This is a genomic window from Acinetobacter sp. AOR18_HL (assembly GCF_027855145.1).
GTDB lineage: Bacteria > Pseudomonadota > Gammaproteobacteria > Pseudomonadales > Moraxellaceae > Acinetobacter > Acinetobacter pittii.
Genome location: NZ_JAKTIG010000013.1, coordinates 1 through 18,881, shown reverse-complemented (window position 1 = coordinate 18,881; position 18,881 = coordinate 1). Strand labels below are relative to the sequence as shown.

18 protein-coding genes and 1 pseudogene are annotated in these 18,881 nt (G+C 39.1%); 11 read left to right on the top strand and 8 right to left on the bottom strand.

Going from position 1 to position 18,881, the window contains the following annotated elements; genetic code table 11:
• The first annotated feature begins 228 nt into the window (after positions 1-228).
• Positions 229-1,341 carry an acyltransferase family protein gene (locus MKL51_RS03980; RefSeq protein WP_032006647.1) on the top strand — a complete coding sequence of 371 codons (1,113 nt, stop codon included), beginning with the start codon at positions 229-231 and terminating at the stop codon, positions 1,339-1,341.
• Positions 1,342-1,374: 33 nt separating this feature from the next.
• Here the strand turns inward: MKL51_RS03980 and zigA are convergent, their stop codons facing one another.
• The 3 genes from zigA to MKL51_RS03965 form a co-directional block, all read right to left on the bottom strand.
• The gene (gene zigA / locus MKL51_RS03975) at positions 1,375-2,640 is read right to left on the bottom strand and encodes a zinc metallochaperone GTPase ZigA (protein WP_078224880.1); all 1,266 of its coding nucleotides are present in this window, start codon (positions 2,638-2,640) and stop codon (positions 1,375-1,377) included.
• 142 nt (positions 2,641-2,782) lie between these two features.
• Entirely contained in the window at positions 2,783-3,469 is a 687-nt protein-coding gene (gene zrlA / locus MKL51_RS03970) for a D-Ala-D-Ala carboxypeptidase ZrlA (protein WP_032006645.1), read from the bottom strand.
• 164 nt (positions 3,470-3,633) lie between these two features.
• Positions 3,634-5,022, bottom strand: coding sequence for an amino acid permease (locus MKL51_RS03965; protein ID WP_002119258.1), 1,389 nt, complete (start codon positions 5,020-5,022; stop codon positions 3,634-3,636).
• A gap of 356 nt (positions 5,023-5,378) precedes the next feature.
• Here MKL51_RS03965 and fahA point away from each other — a divergent pair, with 356 nt between their 5' ends.
• The 4 genes from fahA (at position 5,379) to MKL51_RS03945 (ending at position 8,945) form a co-directional block, all read left to right on the top strand.
• Positions 5,379-6,686: a fumarylacetoacetase gene (gene fahA / locus MKL51_RS03960; RefSeq protein WP_032006644.1), complete on the top strand. Its 1,308-nt coding sequence runs from the start codon at positions 5,379-5,381 to the stop codon at positions 6,684-6,686.
• Positions 6,673-7,305, top strand: a complete 633-nt coding sequence (gene maiA, locus MKL51_RS03955) for a maleylacetoacetate isomerase (protein ID WP_019767343.1) — start codon at positions 6,673-6,675, stop codon at positions 7,303-7,305. The genes fahA and maiA overlap by 14 nt, the downstream gene beginning before the upstream one ends.
• 17 nt (positions 7,306-7,322) lie before the next feature.
• Positions 7,323-7,871 carry a VOC family protein gene (locus tag MKL51_RS03950; RefSeq protein ID WP_005066622.1) on the top strand — a complete coding sequence of 183 codons (549 nt, stop codon included), beginning with the start codon at positions 7,323-7,325 and terminating at the stop codon, positions 7,869-7,871.
• Between the two features lie 294 nt (positions 7,872-8,165).
• The gene (locus MKL51_RS03945; protein WP_017481871.1) at positions 8,166-8,945 is read left to right on the top strand and encodes an IclR family transcriptional regulator; all 780 of its coding nucleotides are present in this window, start codon (positions 8,166-8,168) and stop codon (positions 8,943-8,945) included.
• A 70-nt stretch (positions 8,946-9,015) separates the two neighbouring features.
• On the opposite strand, the gene hppD is transcribed toward MKL51_RS03945, so the two are convergent.
• Positions 9,016-10,071: a 4-hydroxyphenylpyruvate dioxygenase gene (gene hppD, locus MKL51_RS03940; protein WP_002119157.1), complete on the bottom strand. Its 1,056-nt coding sequence runs from the start codon at positions 10,069-10,071 to the stop codon at positions 9,016-9,018.
• A gap of 528 nt (positions 10,072-10,599) precedes the next feature.
• Between hppD and MKL51_RS03935 the strand changes: the two genes are divergently transcribed.
• Positions 10,600-11,070, top strand: coding sequence for a DUF523 domain-containing protein (locus tag MKL51_RS03935; protein ID WP_017481872.1), 471 nt, complete (start codon positions 10,600-10,602; stop codon positions 11,068-11,070).
• Between the two features lie 20 nt (positions 11,071-11,090).
• Here the strand turns inward: MKL51_RS03935 and MKL51_RS03930 are convergent, their stop codons facing one another.
• The 3 genes from MKL51_RS03930 to pncA all read right to left on the bottom strand — a co-directional run bounded on the left by MKL51_RS03930 (position 11,091) and on the right by pncA (position 14,247).
• Positions 11,091-12,434: an MATE family efflux transporter gene (locus MKL51_RS03930; protein WP_057090030.1), complete on the bottom strand. Its 1,344-nt coding sequence runs from the start codon at positions 12,432-12,434 to the stop codon at positions 11,091-11,093.
• Positions 12,435-12,610: 176 nt separating this feature from the next.
• On the bottom strand, positions 12,611-13,549 hold the full coding sequence (locus tag MKL51_RS03925) for a bile acid:sodium symporter family protein (RefSeq protein WP_032006642.1): 939 nt from the start codon (positions 13,547-13,549) through the stop codon (positions 12,611-12,613).
• Positions 13,550-13,602: 53 nt separating this feature from the next.
• Positions 13,603-14,247, bottom strand: coding sequence for a bifunctional nicotinamidase/pyrazinamidase (gene pncA, locus MKL51_RS03920; RefSeq protein WP_032006641.1), 645 nt, complete (start codon positions 14,245-14,247; stop codon positions 13,603-13,605).
• Positions 14,248-14,575: 328 nt separating this feature from the next.
• Between pncA and dapA the strand changes: the two genes are divergently transcribed.
• From dapA to MKL51_RS03895, 5 genes and pseudogenes are all read left to right on the top strand, one after another.
• Entirely contained in the window at positions 14,576-15,469 is an 894-nt protein-coding gene (dapA, locus tag MKL51_RS03915) for a 4-hydroxy-tetrahydrodipicolinate synthase (RefSeq protein WP_005804343.1), read from the top strand.
• 15 nt (positions 15,470-15,484) lie between these two features.
• The gene (locus MKL51_RS03910) at positions 15,485-16,087 is read left to right on the top strand and encodes a hypothetical protein (RefSeq protein WP_005804342.1); all 603 of its coding nucleotides are present in this window, start codon (positions 15,485-15,487) and stop codon (positions 16,085-16,087) included.
• Between the two features lie 36 nt (positions 16,088-16,123).
• Positions 16,124-16,843: a phosphoribosylaminoimidazolesuccinocarboxamide synthase gene (gene purC, locus MKL51_RS03905; protein WP_002119240.1), complete on the top strand. Its 720-nt coding sequence runs from the start codon at positions 16,124-16,126 to the stop codon at positions 16,841-16,843.
• A 191-nt stretch (positions 16,844-17,034) separates the two neighbouring features.
• Entirely contained in the window at positions 17,035-17,238 is a 204-nt protein-coding gene (locus MKL51_RS03900; RefSeq protein ID WP_005804340.1) for a hypothetical protein, read from the top strand.
• Positions 17,239-17,387: 149 nt separating this feature from the next.
• Positions 17,388-17,570 (top strand): annotated as a pseudogene (locus MKL51_RS03895) (formate/nitrite transporter family protein); the annotation flags it as partial.
• Between the two features lie 27 nt (positions 17,571-17,597).
• Here MKL51_RS03895 and MKL51_RS03890 read toward each other — a convergent pair.
• On the bottom strand, positions 17,598-18,806 hold the full coding sequence (locus MKL51_RS03890) for an IS256-like element ISAba26 family transposase (protein WP_000343018.1): 1,209 nt from the start codon (positions 18,804-18,806) through the stop codon (positions 17,598-17,600).
• Positions 18,807-18,881 lie beyond the last annotated feature (75 nt).

Genomic DNA, 18,881 nt, shown 5'->3' with positions numbered 1-18,881 from the left:
AGCTCGATAAGAGCTAATTTAAAGTTTTATGTAGAGAAATTCAAATATATTAGGATTTTATCAATATTTATTTAATAGTTATTTCTGCTAAGCCAGTGCCCCATCCAAGAAAACAAAAATATCATTTTTTCGGGTTTACGAAATGATGCTTAAAACTTTTATTTAAAATAACTGATCGATAGTATTCTTCTGCCACACAGTATATTAATAAAACTGGAAGCACATCGAATGCGTAATTATAAAATAGATATTCTTCGAGGAATCTCTATCCTTTTGGTTCTTTTACATCATTTTAATATTCCCTATAAACTTAAAGATACATGGTTAGGTTTTGATTTTTTAGGTGAAGCATTTAGCACAGTCATCGCAAGAAACGGAAATTATGGCGTCACCATGTTTTTTGTGATTTCGGGTTTTTTAATTACTCATCACACTTTAAAACGAGACAAACAATTTTCTGCAATTAACCTCAAGCATTTTTATATCCGACGGGCAGCACGTATTTTACCGTGTCTGGTATTACTCATTTTTGGGGTAAGCATACTCGGTTCGTTTGACTTAAAACCCTTTATGAACCAAGCCCCGAATGGCATTGAGGTTTCCTATCCACTAACAATTTTTGCAGCTTTAACCTTCTGGATGAATATCCTGATTATTAAATTTGGTTGGGTAAACTATGCTTTGGGGGTGTTGTGGTCACTCTCTGTAGAAGAAGTTTTTTACTTTGTTTTTCCATTATTGTGTCTACTTACGCGTAGTAATAAGGTCTTTGTTGCTGTACTAATTGGCGTGATTTTATATGGGCCTTATTTTAGGTCTCTCCATTTTGGAGAAGAAAGCGGTGCCTATTTATATCACTATTTTTCGAGTTTTGATGGTATAGCAATTGGCTGTTTAACTGCCATTTTCTCTCATAAATATCAGCCAAATTGGCCCTATAAAAAACCTCTTTCGTGGTTGATTATTTTGAGTATGACCGCTCTATATTTATATGCGCCAATTAAAGAAGTCAGTACATGGGGTATCAGCTTATTTGCTTTTGCTACAGGTCTACTCATTTTGTGTTTTCAGCATCCTTCCGAAACACAGGCGCATAACCTATTGACCAAAGTGATGGTCTGGTTGGGGCAAAGAAGTTATGAAACTTATTTGTTTCATCTGGTTGTGCTGGGCCTTATGAAGGTTGCTTTTATTCCGGCTCAAACTGACTCTAGCATCAAAATTATGCTTTTAATTGGCTATCTGATTTTAACTTTCATCATTAGCGCAGCAATTGAAAAATATTATTCCACCCCACTTAACACCTACATTCGAAAGGTTTTCATTAAAGATAAATCATAAAAAAAAGCCCCTTTTAAATAGGGGCTTTTTTAATTAAGCAATCAACATGGTTTCATCATCTTGCTTAAAAGGGTTCGACCAGCTCTGCCAAGCTTGTGGACCTAAAGCCATTTCTTCATCATTTAATAAACAACGGTCTAAGCGTTCTATTAAAGCTTGCTCATCCATTTGCATACCAATTAATACCAGCTCCTGACGTGCATCACCTGTGCGGGCATCCCAATTTTTCTTAATTTGTTCAATGCTGGCTAGGTCACTCGGCCAATCTTCTTCTGCAACGGCGGCCCACCAATAACCTGCCAAGCCGTGTCGAGCCATTGCACCTGCTTGTGACCATGAATAAGCCAATGTCGGTTCGGCAGCCAACCAGAAAAAGCCCTTAGAACGCACGACTCCCGGCCATTCAGCCTGAACCAAATCATAAAAACGCTCTGGATGGAAAGGTCGGCGAGCGCGGTAAACAAAGCTACTGATTCCATACTCTTCAGTCTCTGGCGTATGCTCACCACGTAACTCTTTTAACCAACCTGGTGCTTGGGCAGCTTCATCAAAATCGAATAATTGCGTATTTAAAATTTTATCTAAGGCAATCTTTCCAAATTGAGCAATTTCAATTCGGGCACGCGGGTTTAGAGTTCTTAAAATGGCGATAAGCTGGTCTTGCTGAGCCCGATCAATCAGATCAATTTTATTCAGCACAATCACATCACAAAACTCGATTTGATCAATGAGAAGATCGACTACAGTTCTTTCATCTTGCTCGCCTAATGACTCACCACGTTGTTGCAGTGAGTCGACTGAACTGTAGTCTTTAAGAAAGTTAAAAGCATCGACTACCGTAACCATGGTGTCGAGTCGAGCAAACTCATTGAGTGAGTTTCCATCTTCATCTTCAAAGGTAAAGGTTTCTGCAACAGGCAGTGGTTCAGAAATGCCAGTTGACTCAATCACCAATTGATCAAATCGCCCTTCGTCGGCTAAACGTCTCACCTCAACCAATAAATCTTCGCGTAACGTACAACAGATACAGCCATTACTCATTTCAACCAGCTTTTCATCCGTTCTTGAAAGCTCTGCCCCACCTTCGCGTACTAATGCGGCATCAATATTCACCTCAGACATATCATTGACAATCACGGCAATACGGCGGCCTTCACGATTATTTAAAATATGGTTGAGTAATGTGGTTTTTCCTGCACCCAAAAAGCCTGATAAAACAGTGACGGGAAGCTTGGCAAATGAGTTGGCGATTGCAGTGCGCATGGCTTGATCTCTTCGAATAATATTTAAACTGATCATGGCTGGCCATTTAGATATGGCCAGATCACAGGCGTAATCTATTTCTAAACCATAATAATGTTATGTTATAACATAACTATTGATCAAGTTTTTATTCCGCTTTTGTTTAAATCAATTTACTTAGTCGTTGAAAAAATTGCTTTTATAGTCCCTGACAAATTGAGGTTTTGTAGTGATGGTCAGGCCCCCATGCACGGAATCCTTGGCTATCAATATGGATTTGTCCTGAAGCATAAACACCTAGTCCCATATTAAGCGCTTGGCCTTTTGTGGCCCAAAACTGACAAAGTTTGGTTTTGGTTTGCTGAATATTGAATTGGTCTAAATCGGTAGGCTGTTCTGGCCCAATTCTAAAATCAAGCGCTGCATTAAAGACATGTCGGGAAGCATCAGCACCACCTGCACAGCGGTTTAGAGATAATGCTCGGTAGACCGAAGTCACTTCAAAATCATTAATTACACCATCCTCAACTAACGCTTTTAAAATGCTAAGCGTCGGAACAATATTGGACCAAATCTCGCGTGGTGGCACCGCGTAAGGCTCAACTCCACATTTTTGCCAGTCTCGAGCTGAGCTTAATAATTCATGGTCTGGCACTAAATCGGCAAGACCCTTTTGTTTAAGAAATTGCTTGTAAGCTTGCACAGACTGACGATGATCTGCTGTTGCTAACCATGCAACATACGCCTCAGGCTGAGGCTTTATTCTGACCACTGTTTTTGTAGGTTGAGGTAAAGAGGTCTGGTTGTGCAGAGGGATTGTTGGCTTGGGAGTTTGAGTGCTACACGCTGTGAGAGATAATAAAATTAAACCGAAATAACGCTTCATAAATATGCTCTATCTTCACCAAAAATGGGAAAATTGCTCATCATCAAATTAATGAAATGTTATATTATAACAATAATAAAATCCTTTAATTTCTGTTGCTAAATTTTAAAAATAAAAAAGGACGTATGAGATACGTCCTTTTTTAAATACAACTCAATAATTTATTAAATATCTGCTTCTAAGGCAGGTACAGACTGCTCAGCTTTTAATTTTCGGCGTTTAAATTGGTAAGCCACCATCAAACACAAGATCCAGCCAGGAATCATCATGACCGCAACACGCATATCTGGTGTTAAAGACATCACGACCAAAATACCCAGCATAAACAGTATGCATAGATAGTTGCTAAACGGATACATAAAGCTTGGGAACTTCGTTGTTTGCCCTTGGCGCTGCATATATTTGCGGAATTTTAAATGCGTCCATGAAATTACAACCCAGTTAATTACAATCGCTGCAACCACAAGCATCATGAGTAAACCAAATGCTTTTTCAGGGAAAATATAATTTAACAGTACACATAAAATAGTGACTGCCGCAGAAAGGATCACTGCGTTGGTTGGAATACCGCGTTTATTAATACGTGCAAATACTTTTGGTGCATTTCCTTGTTGTGCAAGGCCTAATAACATACGGCTACTGCAATAACTTGTCCCGTTATAAACTGAAACCGCAGCGGTCAAAATCACAAAGTTCAATAACGTTGCTATGCCTTGGCTATCTAAAGAAGCAAAGACCATTACAAACGGGCTTCCGCCTTGTGCCATTTGGTTCCATGGGAACAGCGAGAATAAAACAAAAAGCGTCGCAATGTAGAAAATCAAAATACGATAAATAATTTGATTCACAGCTTTAGGTAAAGTTTTATCAGGGTCACGTGCTTCAGCTGCAGTAATACCGAAAAGCTCAATACCACCAAAAGCAAAAATAATGACCGCCATTGCCATCACTAAGCCTTCAACACCGAACGGGAAGAAACCGCCAAGTGCCCAAAGGTTTGAAATGCTTGCCTGTGGACCTGCTGTGCCTGTTGCAAGTAGATATGAACCAAAGCCAATCATTGCAAGAATCGCTAAGATTTTGACAATAGAAAACCAAAATTCCATTTCGCCAAAAAACTTAACGTGTAGCAGATTAATGCCATTAATTAAGACAAAGAAGGCTAAAGCAGATGCCCACGTCGGGATTTGCGGCCACCAATATTGAATGTAAAGACCAATTGCGCTTAGTTCTGCCATACAGACGAGTACATTGAGTACCCAATAGTTCCATCCTGACATGAACCCTGCAAATGGTCCCCAATATTTGTAGGCAAAATGACTAAAAGATCCACTAACTGGCTCTTCTACCACCATTTCACCAAGCTGACGCATCATTAAAAAAGCAATAAATCCTGCAATGGCATAACCGAGGATGACCGATGGACCTGCTAATTTAATCGATTGTGATATACCAAGAAAAAGCCCTGTGCCAATCGCCCCACCCAATGCAATAAGCTGGATGTGCCGATTACTCAAACCATGTTTCAGGTTTCCTTGCTCTTGTGCTGACATATGATTATTCTCATCCGTGTCACGTAATTTTTTTCCAATAAATTACGTATATCATAAATTGATCAAACTTTCATAGAGATTCATGAAAAAATAATTGCGTGACTTTTCTCATGACCGCGAATGAAAACAGAAAATACAAGAAATGACAATTATTATGAAATGTGTAATTAAATTATGTATTGCGTAATTTGATGAAATCAGTATTATAGAGACATGAAGCAATTGGTTGTGCTCGGTCTATATCAAACTCATAAGACAAAAGATGATCTAAGCAAAGGTTAAAACTTATTGAGTAGCTCAGTCCTAGACCGAACTTTTATTTGTATAAGACCCGAGATAAAGACAAGGAAGCGAAAATGGAACAAAAACTAAACTCTTTTATTGAAGTTTCACCTCAATCAGATTTCACTATTCATAATTTGCCTTACGGTGTTTTTAGCAGAGCTAACGAAAGTGAGCGTCAAGTTGGTGTAGCTATTGGTGATTGGGTGATTGATCTCGCTGCTCTTGAAAAGCATGGTCTTTTAAAACTTTCAGAACAAGACACATACTTTAACCAGCCTACTCTGAATAAATTTATCGAGTCTGGAAAAGCCAACTGGTCAAAAGTTCGTAAGACACTACAGTCTCTTCTCTCGGTTGAAAATTTAACGCTTCAAGAAAATGAAGCATTGCGTCAGGAAGTTTTGGTTAAGCAAGACAGCGTTACTTTGCATTTACCACTTCAAGTATCTGGTTATACCGATTTCTATTCTTCTAAAGAACATGCCACCAATGTAGGCTGTATGTTCCGCGACCCTAAAAATGCTTTACTGCCAAACTGGACTGAATTGCCTGTTGGTTATAACGGCCGTGCTAGCTCTGTTGTCGTCAGTGGCACTCAAGTCGTGCGTCCATCTGGTCAAATTAAACTTCCAAATGAAGAGCGCCCAGTTTTCTCAGCTACGCGTAAACTCGATTTCGAACTTGAAACAGCATTTGTTATTGGTAAACCAACAGAGCTTGGCCAGCCGATCTCTATTGAAAATGCTTGGGATCATATTTTTGGAGTGGTATTACTCAATGACTGGTCAGCACGCGATATCCAGCAATGGGAATATGTGCCTTTAGGCCCTTTCAATTCAAAATCATTTGCTAGTGCCATCTCACCTTGGGTAGTCACACTTGAAGCACTTGAGCCATTTAAAGTGGAAGGCCCAAAACAAGAGCCTAAACCTTTAACGTATTTACAAGAAAATATCGCGAATAGTTATGACATTAATTTGAGTGTTGAAATTCAAAGCCCGAAATCGGCACAAGCTGACGTGATTTGCCAAACTAATTTCAAATATATGTACTGGTCTATGGCTCAGCAGCTCACTCACCACACCATTGGCGGCTGTAACGTTCAGGTTGGTGATTTAATGGGTTCAGGTACTATTTCAGGTTCTACACCAGATTCGTATGGCAGCTTGCTTGAGCTTACATGGAACACCACCAAGCCTTTAACACTTGCCAATGGTGAAACTCGTGGTTTCTTGCAAGACGGCGATACACTCATTATGAAAGGTCACTGTGAGAAAAATGGTATTCGCATTGGCTTCGGTGAAGTTCGAAATACAGTCCTTCCTGCATTAAATTTCGATTTTGCAGAAACTTCGGAGCCTGACTATGAAGCTGTATAGTTACTTTCGTAGCTCTGCAGCCTACAGAGTACGGATTGGTCTAAACATTAAAGGTTTAGCTTATGAGACTGTTCCAGTTCATCTGGTAAAAAATGAACAGCAAAGCGAAGACTATTTAAAGTTAAACAGTAGTGCTCTAGTTCCGACTTTAATTGACGGCGATTTAACCTTGTCTCAATCGTTAAGTATTTTGGAATATCTAGATGAGCAATATCCAGAAACCAAACTACTTCCAAGTGATGTGCAAGAGAGAGCAAAAGTTCGCGCTTTTGCTCAAGCAATCGCTTGCGATATTCATCCATTAAATAACTTACGCGTACTGAAATATTTAAAAAATGACTTAAATGTTTCAGATGAGCAGAAAAATTATTGGTATCAGCACTGGATTATTGAAGGCTTTCAAAATCTCGAACAGCAACTTCAAGATTCAAATGGACAATTTTGCTTTGGACAACAAGCAACTATTGCCGATTGCTGCCTGATTCCACAGGTCTACAACGCGAAACGCTTCAAGATTGATTTATCTGCGTTTCCAAAAATTGAATCGATTTATCACCATTGTTTGTCTATCCCAGCCTTTTATAACGCGGCGCCAGAACAACAACCAGATTGGGAATAGTAAAAAGGAGTTTTAATATGACATTTGCTATTAAAAAAATACATCACGTTGCATATCGTTGTAAGGATGCGAAAGAAACTGTTGAGTGGTATAAAAAAATGCTCAATATGGACTTTATTTTAGCTTTTGCTGAAGACCATGTGCCGTCAACTAAAGCCTTTGACCCATACATGCATTTATTCTTAGATGCTGGTCAAGGCAACGTTTTAGCATTTTTTGAATTGCCAACTCAACCAGAAATGGGTCGAGATGAAAATACTCCGCAATGGGTACAACATATTGCTTTTGAAGTTGAAGACTTAAATGCGTTGATGGCTGCCAAGCAACATTTAGAAGAAAATGGTGTGAAAGTTTTAGGCGTAACCAACCATGGTATTTTCCACTCAATTTACTTCTTCGATCCAAATGGCCATCGTTTAGAACTGACTTATAACGATGCTCATGCTGAAGAAAAAATTGCAAAAATTACAGAAGAAATGAAAGCTGAAATGCTAGAGGAATGGAGCAAAACCAAACGCGCTCCGCACCATACTCATTTCTTGCATGAAGAAGAGTTAGGAACCTAATTTTTAAAGAGCGTAATAAAAAATCGGCATTGATTAGAATTGTTTTAAGAGCAGTTCTATATCAATGCCGATTTATATTATTTAAAACCGCTAAATTTCTAGAAAATTGCGCTATAAATAAGAGCATAGTGATTTAAAAAAATTGTTGGTTATTAAACATGTCAATTTCGCTAATAGAAAAAGGTGATTTCTATTTTTCACTAGGCTCAGGCATGATGTAAAACGCGCCAATTTCAATTTATGTTTTGATCGTCACTGTTTAACAGCTGAAGTAAATTTATTAAGGGTATTTAAATGATTGAAGAAAAAGTATCTGGGGGGGTTCAATCACTTGAAGTCGGTTTATCTGTACTAAACGCCCTTTTGGAACACAATCAACCTATTATTCTCAAAGATCTGTCTAGCAAGCTAGAAATGCATCCTGCCAAGGTTCACCGCTATCTGGTCAGCCTTATTCGCATGGAATATGCAAAACAGCTTGATGATGGGCAATATGCTTTAGGTGATCAGGCATGGCGCTTAGGTCTCAACTGTGTCCAGCATAGCGACACACTACAGCTGGTACAGCATTTAATTTACGACCTACAAAACAAAATTGGTTGCGGTATACAAATTAGTAAATGGTCACCAAAAGGCCCTGTCGTGGTTCAGTCGATTGAATCAAACCACCCTATTTCGATTGTCACTAAAGTCGGCTCGATTATGCCTTTAGTCAATTCTGCTGCTGGACGTTTATTTGCTTCTTATCTTCCAGAACATTTTGTTCGTCCCTTAATGGAAGCAGAATGGCAAAAGCATCAGGAACTTGGTCTGCACATCGCACCGCAAAACTGGCACGCATTTACAGAGCTTAAAGACACCATTCGCCAGCAACAAATGTCGGCAGCGAAAGGTGATTTACTGACAGGAATTAATGCGGTGGGTTTACCTGTGTTTAATTCAAACCAAAGCATTGAGTTTTGTATTGTCGCACTAGACAGTGAAATGTTTTTACCAGTCGACCCTCACAGTAAAACGATTGAAATCTTGAAAAATGAAGTGCAGCTCATCAATCAATATATTAAAAGCCGCTAATCAATAGCGATAAAAAAACCAAGAGATCAAACTCTTGGTTTTTTTAGATCAGGAATAAAGCTCAGCTTATTTATTTAGTTTCTAATACACCACGGCGAATCTGGTCACGTTCAATCGACTCAAATAACGCCTTGAAGTTACCTTCACCAAAGCCGTCATCATCTTTACGTTGAATAAATTCAAAGAAAACTGGACCAATCATGTTTTCAGAGAAAATTTGCAATAACAGCTTTTTCTGACCGTCTTTAGTATTACCATCAAGCAAAATACCGCGCTGTTTTAATTCATCAGTCGGTTCACCATGCTCAGGTAAACGATCTTCTAGCATTTCATAATACGTATTTGGCGGCGGAGTCATGAATTTCAGACCAAGGCCTTTTAACTTATCCCAAGTCGAGATTAAGTCATCACAAATAAACGCGATATGCTGAATACCTTCGCCATTAAAGTCAGAGAGGAACTCTGCAATTTGGCCGTTTCCTTTGTCTGAATCTTCGTTTAGCGGAATACGGATCTTACCGTCTGGTGCTGTTAATGCTTTAGACGTTAAACCTGTATATTCGCCTTTAATATCAAAGTAGCGAATTTCTTGGAAGTTAAAGATTTTCTCATAGAAGTTTGCCCAATACTCCATACGGCCTTTGTAGACGTTATGAGTTAAGTGGTCAATCTCGTTTAAACCTGCCCCTACTGGACGTTTCTCAGCATCATCAAAGAAAACAAAGTCATTTTCATAAATATCACGGTCAACTAAAAAGATTGGCATACCACCAATACCTTTGATTGCCGGGATGTTGAGCTCCATTGGCCCAACTTTTGAATACATTGGTTCAGCACCAAGCTCTACTGCTTTTTGGAAAGCTTTTGCTGCATCACGTGTTTTAAAACCCATCGCACAAGCAGATGGACCATGTTCATTAAAGAAGAATGAAGCATAAGATTCTGGCTGATAATTCAGGATAATATTGATATTTCCTTGACGCCATAAGTACGCTTCTTTCGATTTATGCTTGGCTACTTTTGAAAAGCCGATTGTTTCAAAAACTGGATCTAATTCATTTTCTTTTGAAACAAACTCAATAAATGCAAAACCGCATAATTCTAATGGGTTCTCTAAAATATCCATCTAGTTTCCCTCTGGTGATTACCTGTTCCGTTTATCTCTATTGCTGATGAACTCAGCTCCTTTCTCTATAGAATACGTTGCTATTGGGTGAGTATTTGAACCGTCAAATTGGCTTAACCCAACGCATCCTATGAGAAAAAAACGAGTCATTAAAATGAAGATATGATGAGCGTAGAGCTTTTAATGATTAATTTCCGTTCCATGTGGTGTTTATTTTCCATACACACTGTCCTTTGTTATCTAAAAGTACGATTGAGATTTTTCAATAAACCTTTAAAAATCGTCTTTTCCTAAAAATCATTTATAGATTTATGGAGACCAACATCCTTGTTGGATCTCCAATGGCCATTTACCTTGAATTAGATGCTACTAAAAACAATTAAATTATGCAATACATAACTTAATTATGAATTGCATAATTTTAGTAATCTTTTAGTTTGCCTGTTTTTAAAATCAATTGTCATATTCGATATTCTGTTTATGATTCTTTATCTTCAAAAATCTCTCTTGCTTTGAGTTTGGAAAACTATGCTTTTAGTCAGCGCATGTTTAATTGGTGAACCTGTTCGATATGATGGTAAATCCTGTCCAAATACCCGACTTAAGCAGCTATTAATCAATAAAAAAGCCCAAGCATTATGCCCAGAGCTATTAGGTGGTTTTACCACTCCCCGTTTACCTGCAGAAATTGTGGGCGGAACAGGTCAAGATGTGCTTGATGGCAAAGCAAGAATTACTGATTTATCTGGTTTAGATGTGACAGAGTTATATTTAAAAGGTGCTTACCGCACCCTAGAAGTTGCACAGCAAATAAAAGCAACTTGTGTGGTTTTAAAAGAGAATAGCCCATCTTGTGGTAGTCAAAAAATTTATAACGGTACTTTTCAAGGTGAGAAAATTACGGGAGTTGGAATCACCACGGCGCTTTTGCAGCGCCATGGCTTTGAAGTAATTTCTGAAAATGAGATTGAAGATTGGTTAGTAGAACATCCTCTTTAAGAGTGTGTTGATCTACCTAATCAAAAACCTCTTAATTGTTTTCTAAAATGGAAACAGATGGCACTCATTAGACAAGCCACTAAATAACTTATGGCAGCCATCCACCAGAAGCCATAAATTCCCATCGCAGAAATCGAGATATCCTGCCAATGCAGTCCTTTGTAGGCCATCCACCAACCACCGCCTAATCCGAAACATAACACCACGACCAAGAAAATCAGCATTGGTAAAATCGACACATCCCAACAACGCAGCAAAGAGGTCAATAACGTCATTAAGCCATCTAGAAAGTGAGACAGACATACAATCAACAACAACGATGCAGCCAAAATCTGCACGGCCAAATCGTCTGAATATAACGTGACAATTAAGTCCCTCTCCAGCCATAAACCCAGAGATAGACTGCCACTCACTGCCATAATCACCCATATACTTTGTCTGGCAATTTTGTTTGCTTCTTGCATGTTCCCGCTGCCCATAGATCGTGACACCAAAATGCTATAGGCCGAGGCAATTGATGAAGGAAAAATAAACATGAACCCGCCAGTGCTTGCGACAATTTGATGGGCTGCTGACACTACACTCCCAAAAGGCAAAATCAGAATGGCAACCGAACAAAATGCAACGACGTCCATCAACGCCATGATCGCAGTCGGTATACCTATTTTTAAAATCATACGCAGACTTTGGCAGCTATCTTCAACTGACTGCTCTGGTTGTTCAATAAAGATGTATCCTTTCTCTAGGAAAAACAGGTAATAAATAGCCAGCATAAACCACCGTACAATAAGGGTGGCTAACAAAGCCCCTATCGCACCGAGTGGCGGAATTGAAAATGAAGCGACACCATAAATCAAAAGATAGGACAAAATAATTTTAAGAATGAAGAAAATACTATCTGATAGTAAAACCTTATGCGCATTTTCAGTGACCTGAGACAAAGCTGTAAATAAGCGCATCAGTAAATGGGCAGGTAAAATAAATACCAAAAGCCAAATACAGTTTTTAGTAATTGACACAACATGTTCAGATGCACCAAATAATTTTGGTAAATCGCGGAACAAGTAAAGCAAGCCAATACTCAGCAATGCCGAACATAACATCAGCCAGATGCCTTGAATAAAAATTTGACGAATGCGTGGTATGTCATGGGAACCATAAGCTTCTGAAAGCTTGAGCATCACACCTTGCAGAATTCCCATACCAATGACATAAATCACTGTATATAAAGATAAGGTTACCGATAATGCTGCTACATGATCGTTACTAAAATGCCCTACATAAGCAATATCAATCAATCCACTTAAAACTAGAATTAAATTGCTTGAGAGCATGGGAATAAATAATTTAAAAATCTGATTCATCAAGGAAATGCCTTATTTTTCTTTACGATTTATACTCATATTCACGTTATTTTTAGTGCATAAATTCAAAGCAAAAGACATACCAGTTCTAGCTTTAGCTCCCCTAAAATATGCTTTAAATGAAAAGGCCAAACTATTCATTTGGCCTTCTTTCCTAATGAATGTTGTTTATACAGTTATTCTTGTTTGTGTTTACTTGCCCAATAAGTCGCAAGCGCAGGCCCAGAAATATTATGCCAAAGACTGAAAATTGCGCTTGGTACAGCTGTAATCGGAGAAGCAGCAAAATGGACTGCTGCAAGTGCAACACCTAAGCCTGAGTTTTGCATCCCCACCTCAATAGCAATCGCCTTACTGTCCGCATAAGGTAATTTAAAGAAACGCGCTGCGGTAAAACCTAATAAATATCCAAGCCCATTATGTAAGATCACCACTGCTAAAATAAGCAAACCAGACTGTAAAATTGCTGCTTTGCTTCCACCAATAATAGCTGCCACAATCGCTACAATTGCAATGACCGAAACTAAAGGCATCACTTGAATATAAGATTCGACCTGACGTTTAAGCCATGTTCTTAAAATCAAACCAACGATAATAGGTAGTAGCACCACCTGCAAAATCGAAATAAACATTGAAGCTGCATCAATCTTTAGCCATTGGCTGGCAAGCAGATAGAAAATCGCAGGGGTTAATACAGGTGCTAAAAGTGTTGATACCGATGTACAGGCTACCGATAAAGCCACATTGCCTTTGGCCATATAGGTAATCACATTTGAAGCCGTTCCCCCTGGGCAACAACCCACCAAAATGACCCCAACCGCAATTTCAGGCGGTAAATTAAATAATTTACATAAAACATATGCCAAGCCAGGCATTACGACAAACTGCGCTACCACCCCAATCAATACCGCTTTAGGGCTTTGTAATACTCCTTTAAAGTCATCGACGGTCATGGTCATTCCCATACCAAGCATAATAATGCCCAAAATCCATGGGATGTATGCTTTGAGCCAGACAAAAAGTTCAGGCTGCCATAGCGCTAATGCTGCAAAAACAATCACCCATAGGGCAAAAGTTTTTTGAATAAATTGGGTAAAGCGTAGGAATGCAGCCATACTTTCTATCCCTAAAAATTAAAATATGAAAGTTAAAAACCAGAGCAATATACTTAGCGCTTACTCAACAGATCAGTCGACTGAATACGGACAACACCTTGCTGCTGCATGGTTTGCCATGCTTGTTCTAACGAACCATTCAGATCAATCCCTTTACAAGCATCTTCAACCACTAAAGTTTTAAAACCTTGCTTAACTGCGTCTAAAGCAGTCCATGCTACACAAAAGTCCGTAGCAATTCCGACCACATAAACCGTATCAATACCGCGCTCTTTTAGATAACCCGTTAAACCCGTCGTTGTAGAGTGATCAGCTTCTATAAAAGCCGAGTAGCTATCAATATGAGCATGAAAGCCTTTTCGAATAATCAGTTGAGCTGTCGGAATATTTAAATCAGGATGAAACTCGGCATCTTGAGTACCTTGTACACAATGCTTAGGCCAAAGCACCTGTAGTCCATAGTCGAGTTCAATTGTTTCAAATGGCTGCTTGCCAAAATGATTGGCTGCAAAAGAGATATGATTATCCGGGTGCCAGTCCTGAGTCAGGACGACATTTTCAAAACAACCAGCAAGTTGGTTAATGGTTGGAATAATTGTATCGGCGTCGGCAACTGCTAAATTTCCACCCGGTGTAAAACCATTTTGTACATCAACTACGATTAAAACCGCATTTTGTAGTTGTTTATTCATTTTCATGTCATCTTCAATCCCAACTGGGAAATTGCATTCTATCTTGCCACAAAAAAAGCCCATATTAAGTAAGGCTCAGTCGAATCAAGCCGTATTGTTATGTTTACTAGGTATTCTTAGCGCGCAATAATGAAAACATCCTATCTTTTCCTCAAGTTTACATCGCGATTATCCGTTAGGCGTATTGTTCTTATGCGTCTGATCAGTCATAATTTGCATAATTGTCATTCAACAATCTGTTATTGTTAGAACTGGACAATCAAAATACTGCAACCATCCCACATTTTGTTTTTCTTACCTCAGATTCGGATGGATAAATAGGATATTTTTAAAAATGACTCAGCAAGCACAGACCATTCAAGGCTCAATCGTCGCAATCGTCACACCCATGTTGAAAGACGGCGGTGTAGATTGGAAGGGTCTTGAGAAGCTGGTTGAGTGGCACATAGAACAAGGTACAAACAGTATTGTAGCCGTCGGTACAACCGGCGAAGCCTCAACATTGAGCATGGAAGAGCACACACAGGTTATTAAAGAAATTATTCGTGTAGCCAATAAACGTATTCCAATTATTGCCGGTACTGGTGCAAACTCAACCCGTGAAGCAATCGAATTAACTAAAGCTGCTAAAGACCTCGGTGCTGATGCAGCTTTACTTGTAACACCATATTATAACAAGCCAACCCAAGAGGGCCTTTACCAACACTATAAAGCGATTGCTGAAGCTGTTGAATTACCGCTTATTCTCTATAACGTACCTGGTCGTACTGGCGTAGACCTTTCAAACGACACAGCTGTACGTTTAGCAGAGATCTCGAATATTGTTGGCATTAAAGATGCAACAGGTGATGTACCTCGTGGTAAAGCTTTAATTGAGGCATTAAACGGCAAGATGGCTGTGTACTCAGGTGATGATGAGACAGCATGGGAACTTATGCTTCTTGGCGCTGATGGTAATATCTCGGTTACTGCAAATATTGCACCTAAAGCAATGAGTGAAGTATGTGCTGTTGCGATTGCCAAAGATGAACAACAAGCGAAGACGCTTAACAATAAGATTGCAAATTTACACAATATTCTATTTTGCGAATCAAACCCAATTCCTGTGAAATGGGCACTACATGAGATGGGACTGATTGATACTGGTATTCGCTTACCACTCACTCCTCTCGCTGAGCAATATCGCGAACCTCTCCGCAATGCCCTAAAAGATGCGGGAATTATTTAATAAGAGCAATTTATGATGCAATTACGTCTTGGTTTAGTCCTTGCAGTTTCAGCCTTAAGTTTAGCTGGTTGTGGTCGCTTCGCAATTAATAATCACTCTTTAGATTATAAAAATGCCAAGCAACTTGCCCCGCTTGAGTATCCTGCCGATGCAACTGTACGACCAGCGACACCTTTGTATCCTGCACCAACTGTAGAACAGCGCGCTATCGATAACGCACCGAAGTTTGAAAATAAGCGTGGCAACCGCTATGCACTGCCACGCCCTGAACAAACGCAAGGTAATGCGACACTAGATGCCTCTGCTCAAACGACGACTGCGCTTGGACGTCCTCAGCTTGTGACTGACGGTAATAAAAACCCGTTGTTAAAAGTTGATGGAAATACAGCCGAGATCTGGCAATACACCAAAGCAACTTTAAGTACTTTAAATTTCAACATCATCGCTCAAGGCAGTAATCAAGCGACGATTAAAGTAAATGACAATACTTATGTGCTTAAACTTACTGGTGTAGGTTCTAGTCATACTCTTGCTCTATTTAATGTAGATAACACTTTTGCAAGCCCAGATGTGGCTACTGAAGTGCTAAACCAGATTTACCAAAATTGGCCAGCCTAGTCGTTTACTAGGCATTTTTTTTAAAAAGGTTCCCTCATGTTAAAACAAACCTTGCTCTATACTGGTAAAGCAAAATCTGTATATGAAACAGACAATGCCGACCATCTGATTTTAGTCTTTCGTGATGATGCCTCTGCGTTCAACGGCGAAAAAATCGAACAACTAGATCGTAAAGGCAAGGTGAACAACCGTTTTAACGCCTTCATCATGGAAAAACTTGCTGCTGCGGGTATTGAAACGCATTTTGAAAAATTGCTTTCTCCAACTGAAGTGCTTGTTAAAAAACTTCAAATGATTCCAGTTGAATGTGTAATTCGTAACTACGCAGCTGGTTCTCTATGCCGTCGCTTAGGTGTAGAAGAAGGTAAAGAGTTAACTCCTCCTACATTTGAATTGTTCTATAAAGATGACGGTCTAGGCGACCCAATGGTTAACGAATCTCAAGCGATTGCTTTAGGTTGGGCAACTGCTGAACAGTTAGAACAAATGAAAGTTTTAACTTATAAAGTAAACGATGTATTAAAAGCTTTATTTGCTGAAGGCAACATGATTTTGGTGGACTTCAAGCTTGAATTCGGTGTTTTCCATGACCGCATCGTGCTTGGTGATGAGTTCTCTCCAGACGGCTGCCGTTTATGGGATAAAGACTCTAAGAAGAAACTCGACAAAGACCGTTTCCGTCAAGGTTTAGGCGGTGTTGTTGAAGCTTATGAAGAAGTTGCTGCTCGTTTAGGCGTAGATTTATCTGACATCTAATCAGTAAAACTTCATAAAAAACCGGGCTAAAGCCCGGTTTTTTTATATTCAGCGCCATGCGCCCCAAACAATGTAGACAGATTTGTCTATTTCTATAAATTAACACTTGCATAAGCTTAATTTAAAACACTAAAATCTAAAAAAACACAAAGTACTTCACAATAATTAAATTTAAAAACTCGGGTGAACCTATGGAATTATCTAAGCTTGAAAAGAGATTAATGAATCATCCAATCCATTTTGGTGAAAATCCTTTGGTCTTATTAAACAACTTTAGTACTTCTGCCTTAAAACAAGGCTGGAGTCAGGCAGAGGTTGAATCTGTTATTGCTAAAGCCTCTCAAGGCGACTATATGGCACTCATCCGTACTTTAAGAGCTTATACTTTTCTTTGATTTTGTGATTGATGATCTGACCATTGTGCATTCGATTTATAAAAAGACACATAAAGCTGTTATGAATAGACTAGATTTATCCTGAACACTGCCTTAACAATAAATAAAACAATAAATATAAGATATTTATTCAGTGAGGAGTAAACCTGATGGACCATGAAATAGAGGAAAAGAAAATCGAGAAAACTTTAAGCTGGCGTGAAAAAATGGCAGTCGAAGAACATGAGAAACTGTCACCCCGTCTGGTTTATGAAATTATCCGCCGTGATGGTGCCGAAGAGCTTGATCGTCCAACAACTGCATTGATCTTTTCAGGGATTGCCGCGAGCCTGTAAATTATTTTGTGTAAGTTCCATTTTTTATAAATGATCTTTTAATCGATCATCGAACTGAATCGTAAACCAATTCATTGCTAAACGCCAATTTTGAATTGGCATCGTCCATTTCTTCGCAGCATTTGATGTTGCTAAGTAAATGACCTTCTTTACTGAGTCATCAGATGAAAAGATTTTCCTTTTCTTCGTTGAATGGCGTATTACGCTATTCAACGACTCAATCGCATTTGTTGTATAAATTGCATGACGTATTTCGGCTGGATAGCTAAAGATCGTTCGGATATTTTCCCAATTGGCCCGCCAGGATTCTCCAATTTTGGGATACTGGTGATTCCATTGATCACAGAAGATGTCTAGGGATTTTAAAGCATTTTCCTCTGTACTTGCCTGATAAATCGCTTTCAGACCCGACGTAACAGCTTTGTAGTCTTTCCAGCTTACAAATCTCAGGCTATTGCGTACAACATGCACGATACACAGTTGAATATCAGTATGAGGGTAAACAGAGGCTATCGCGTCAGGGAAGCCTTTTAATCCATCTACACAGGCAACAAGAATGTCCTGTACTCCTCGATTTTTTAGCTCTGTCATGACTGACAGCCAGAATTTGGCACCTTCTGTCTGAGCAATCCACATACCCAGTAATTCTTTTTGCCCATCCATATTGATGCCTAAAGCAAGGTATACGGACTTGTTAATCACATTGGAGTGCTGACGGACTTTGACAACAATACAGTCAAGATAGACAACAGGATAAAGGCTATCTAAGGCTCTATTTTGCCACTCAGTCACTTGCTCAATCACAGCATCGGTAACTTTGCTGATGAGAGATGCTGACACATCGGCATCGTACATTTCTTTGAAGAAGGCTACAATTTCCCTATTAGTCATTCCTTTTGCATACAGTGAGAGGATTTGGTCATCCATACTGGTGATGCGTGTTTGGTGCTTTTTGATAATTTGTGGCTCAAATGAACCTTCTCGATCACGGGGAATATCTAAAGCCAGTTGTCCATCTTGAGTTGTAATGGTTTTAGAACTAAACCCATTACGGCTATTTGAGCCTTTCTTGGGCTGATGCTTTTCATAACCGAGATGGTCTGAAAGTTCAGTATTGAGTGCAGTTTCAATCATGAATTTTTTAAAGACTGCTGTCATTTGGTTTAAGTCTTCTGGTGTTTTTAGACCTTTAGCCAATTCGGCAGCCATACTTTTGATTGTTGCTTCATCCATGTGAAGTACCTTTTGTAATTATCCTCTGAAGGATAAATGAAAATTAAGTACTTACACAAAATTTAGAACAGTCCC

What these genes read in the sequence shown, in the direction of transcription:
- MKL51_RS03930 (WP_057090030.1), bottom strand. Translation starts at nt 12,434, where the DNA reads ATGAATCAGATTTTTAAATTATTTATTCCCATGCTCTCAAGCAATTTA.
- MKL51_RS03980 (WP_032006647.1), top strand. Translation starts at nt 229, where the DNA reads ATGCGTAATTATAAAATAGATATTCTTCGAGGAATCTCTATCCTTTTG.
- pncA (WP_032006641.1), bottom strand. Translation starts at nt 14,247, where the DNA reads ATGAAAATGAATAAACAACTACAAAATGCGGTTTTAATCGTAGTTGAT.
- MKL51_RS03950 (WP_005066622.1), top strand. Translation starts at nt 7,323, where the DNA reads ATGACATTTGCTATTAAAAAAATACATCACGTTGCATATCGTTGTAAG.
- MKL51_RS03945 (WP_017481871.1), top strand. Translation starts at nt 8,166, where the DNA reads ATGATTGAAGAAAAAGTATCTGGGGGGGTTCAATCACTTGAAGTCGGT.
- MKL51_RS03910 (WP_005804342.1), top strand. Translation starts at nt 15,485, where the DNA reads ATGCAATTACGTCTTGGTTTAGTCCTTGCAGTTTCAGCCTTAAGTTTA.
- zrlA (WP_032006645.1), bottom strand. Translation starts at nt 3,469, where the DNA reads ATGAAGCGTTATTTCGGTTTAATTTTATTATCTCTCACAGCGTGTAGC.
- MKL51_RS03965 (WP_002119258.1), bottom strand. Translation starts at nt 5,022, where the DNA reads ATGTCAGCACAAGAGCAAGGAAACCTGAAACATGGTTTGAGTAATCGG.
- MKL51_RS03925 (WP_032006642.1), bottom strand. Translation starts at nt 13,549, where the DNA reads ATGGCTGCATTCCTACGCTTTACCCAATTTATTCAAAAAACTTTTGCC.
- dapA (WP_005804343.1), top strand. Translation starts at nt 14,576, where the DNA reads ATGACTCAGCAAGCACAGACCATTCAAGGCTCAATCGTCGCAATCGTC.
- MKL51_RS03900 (WP_005804340.1), top strand. Translation starts at nt 17,035, where the DNA reads ATGGAATTATCTAAGCTTGAAAAGAGATTAATGAATCATCCAATCCAT.
- zigA (WP_078224880.1), bottom strand. Translation starts at nt 2,640, where the DNA reads ATGATCAGTTTAAATATTATTCGAAGAGATCAAGCCATGCGCACTGCA.
- fahA (WP_032006644.1), top strand. Translation starts at nt 5,379, where the DNA reads ATGGAACAAAAACTAAACTCTTTTATTGAAGTTTCACCTCAATCAGAT.
- purC (WP_002119240.1), top strand. Translation starts at nt 16,124, where the DNA reads ATGTTAAAACAAACCTTGCTCTATACTGGTAAAGCAAAATCTGTATAT.
- MKL51_RS03890 (WP_000343018.1), bottom strand. Translation starts at nt 18,806, where the DNA reads ATGGATGAAGCAACAATCAAAAGTATGGCTGCCGAATTGGCTAAAGGT.
- maiA (WP_019767343.1), top strand. Translation starts at nt 6,673, where the DNA reads ATGAAGCTGTATAGTTACTTTCGTAGCTCTGCAGCCTACAGAGTACGG.
- MKL51_RS03935 (WP_017481872.1), top strand. Translation starts at nt 10,600, where the DNA reads ATGCTTTTAGTCAGCGCATGTTTAATTGGTGAACCTGTTCGATATGAT.
- hppD (WP_002119157.1), bottom strand. Translation starts at nt 10,071, where the DNA reads ATGGATATTTTAGAGAACCCATTAGAATTATGCGGTTTTGCATTTATT.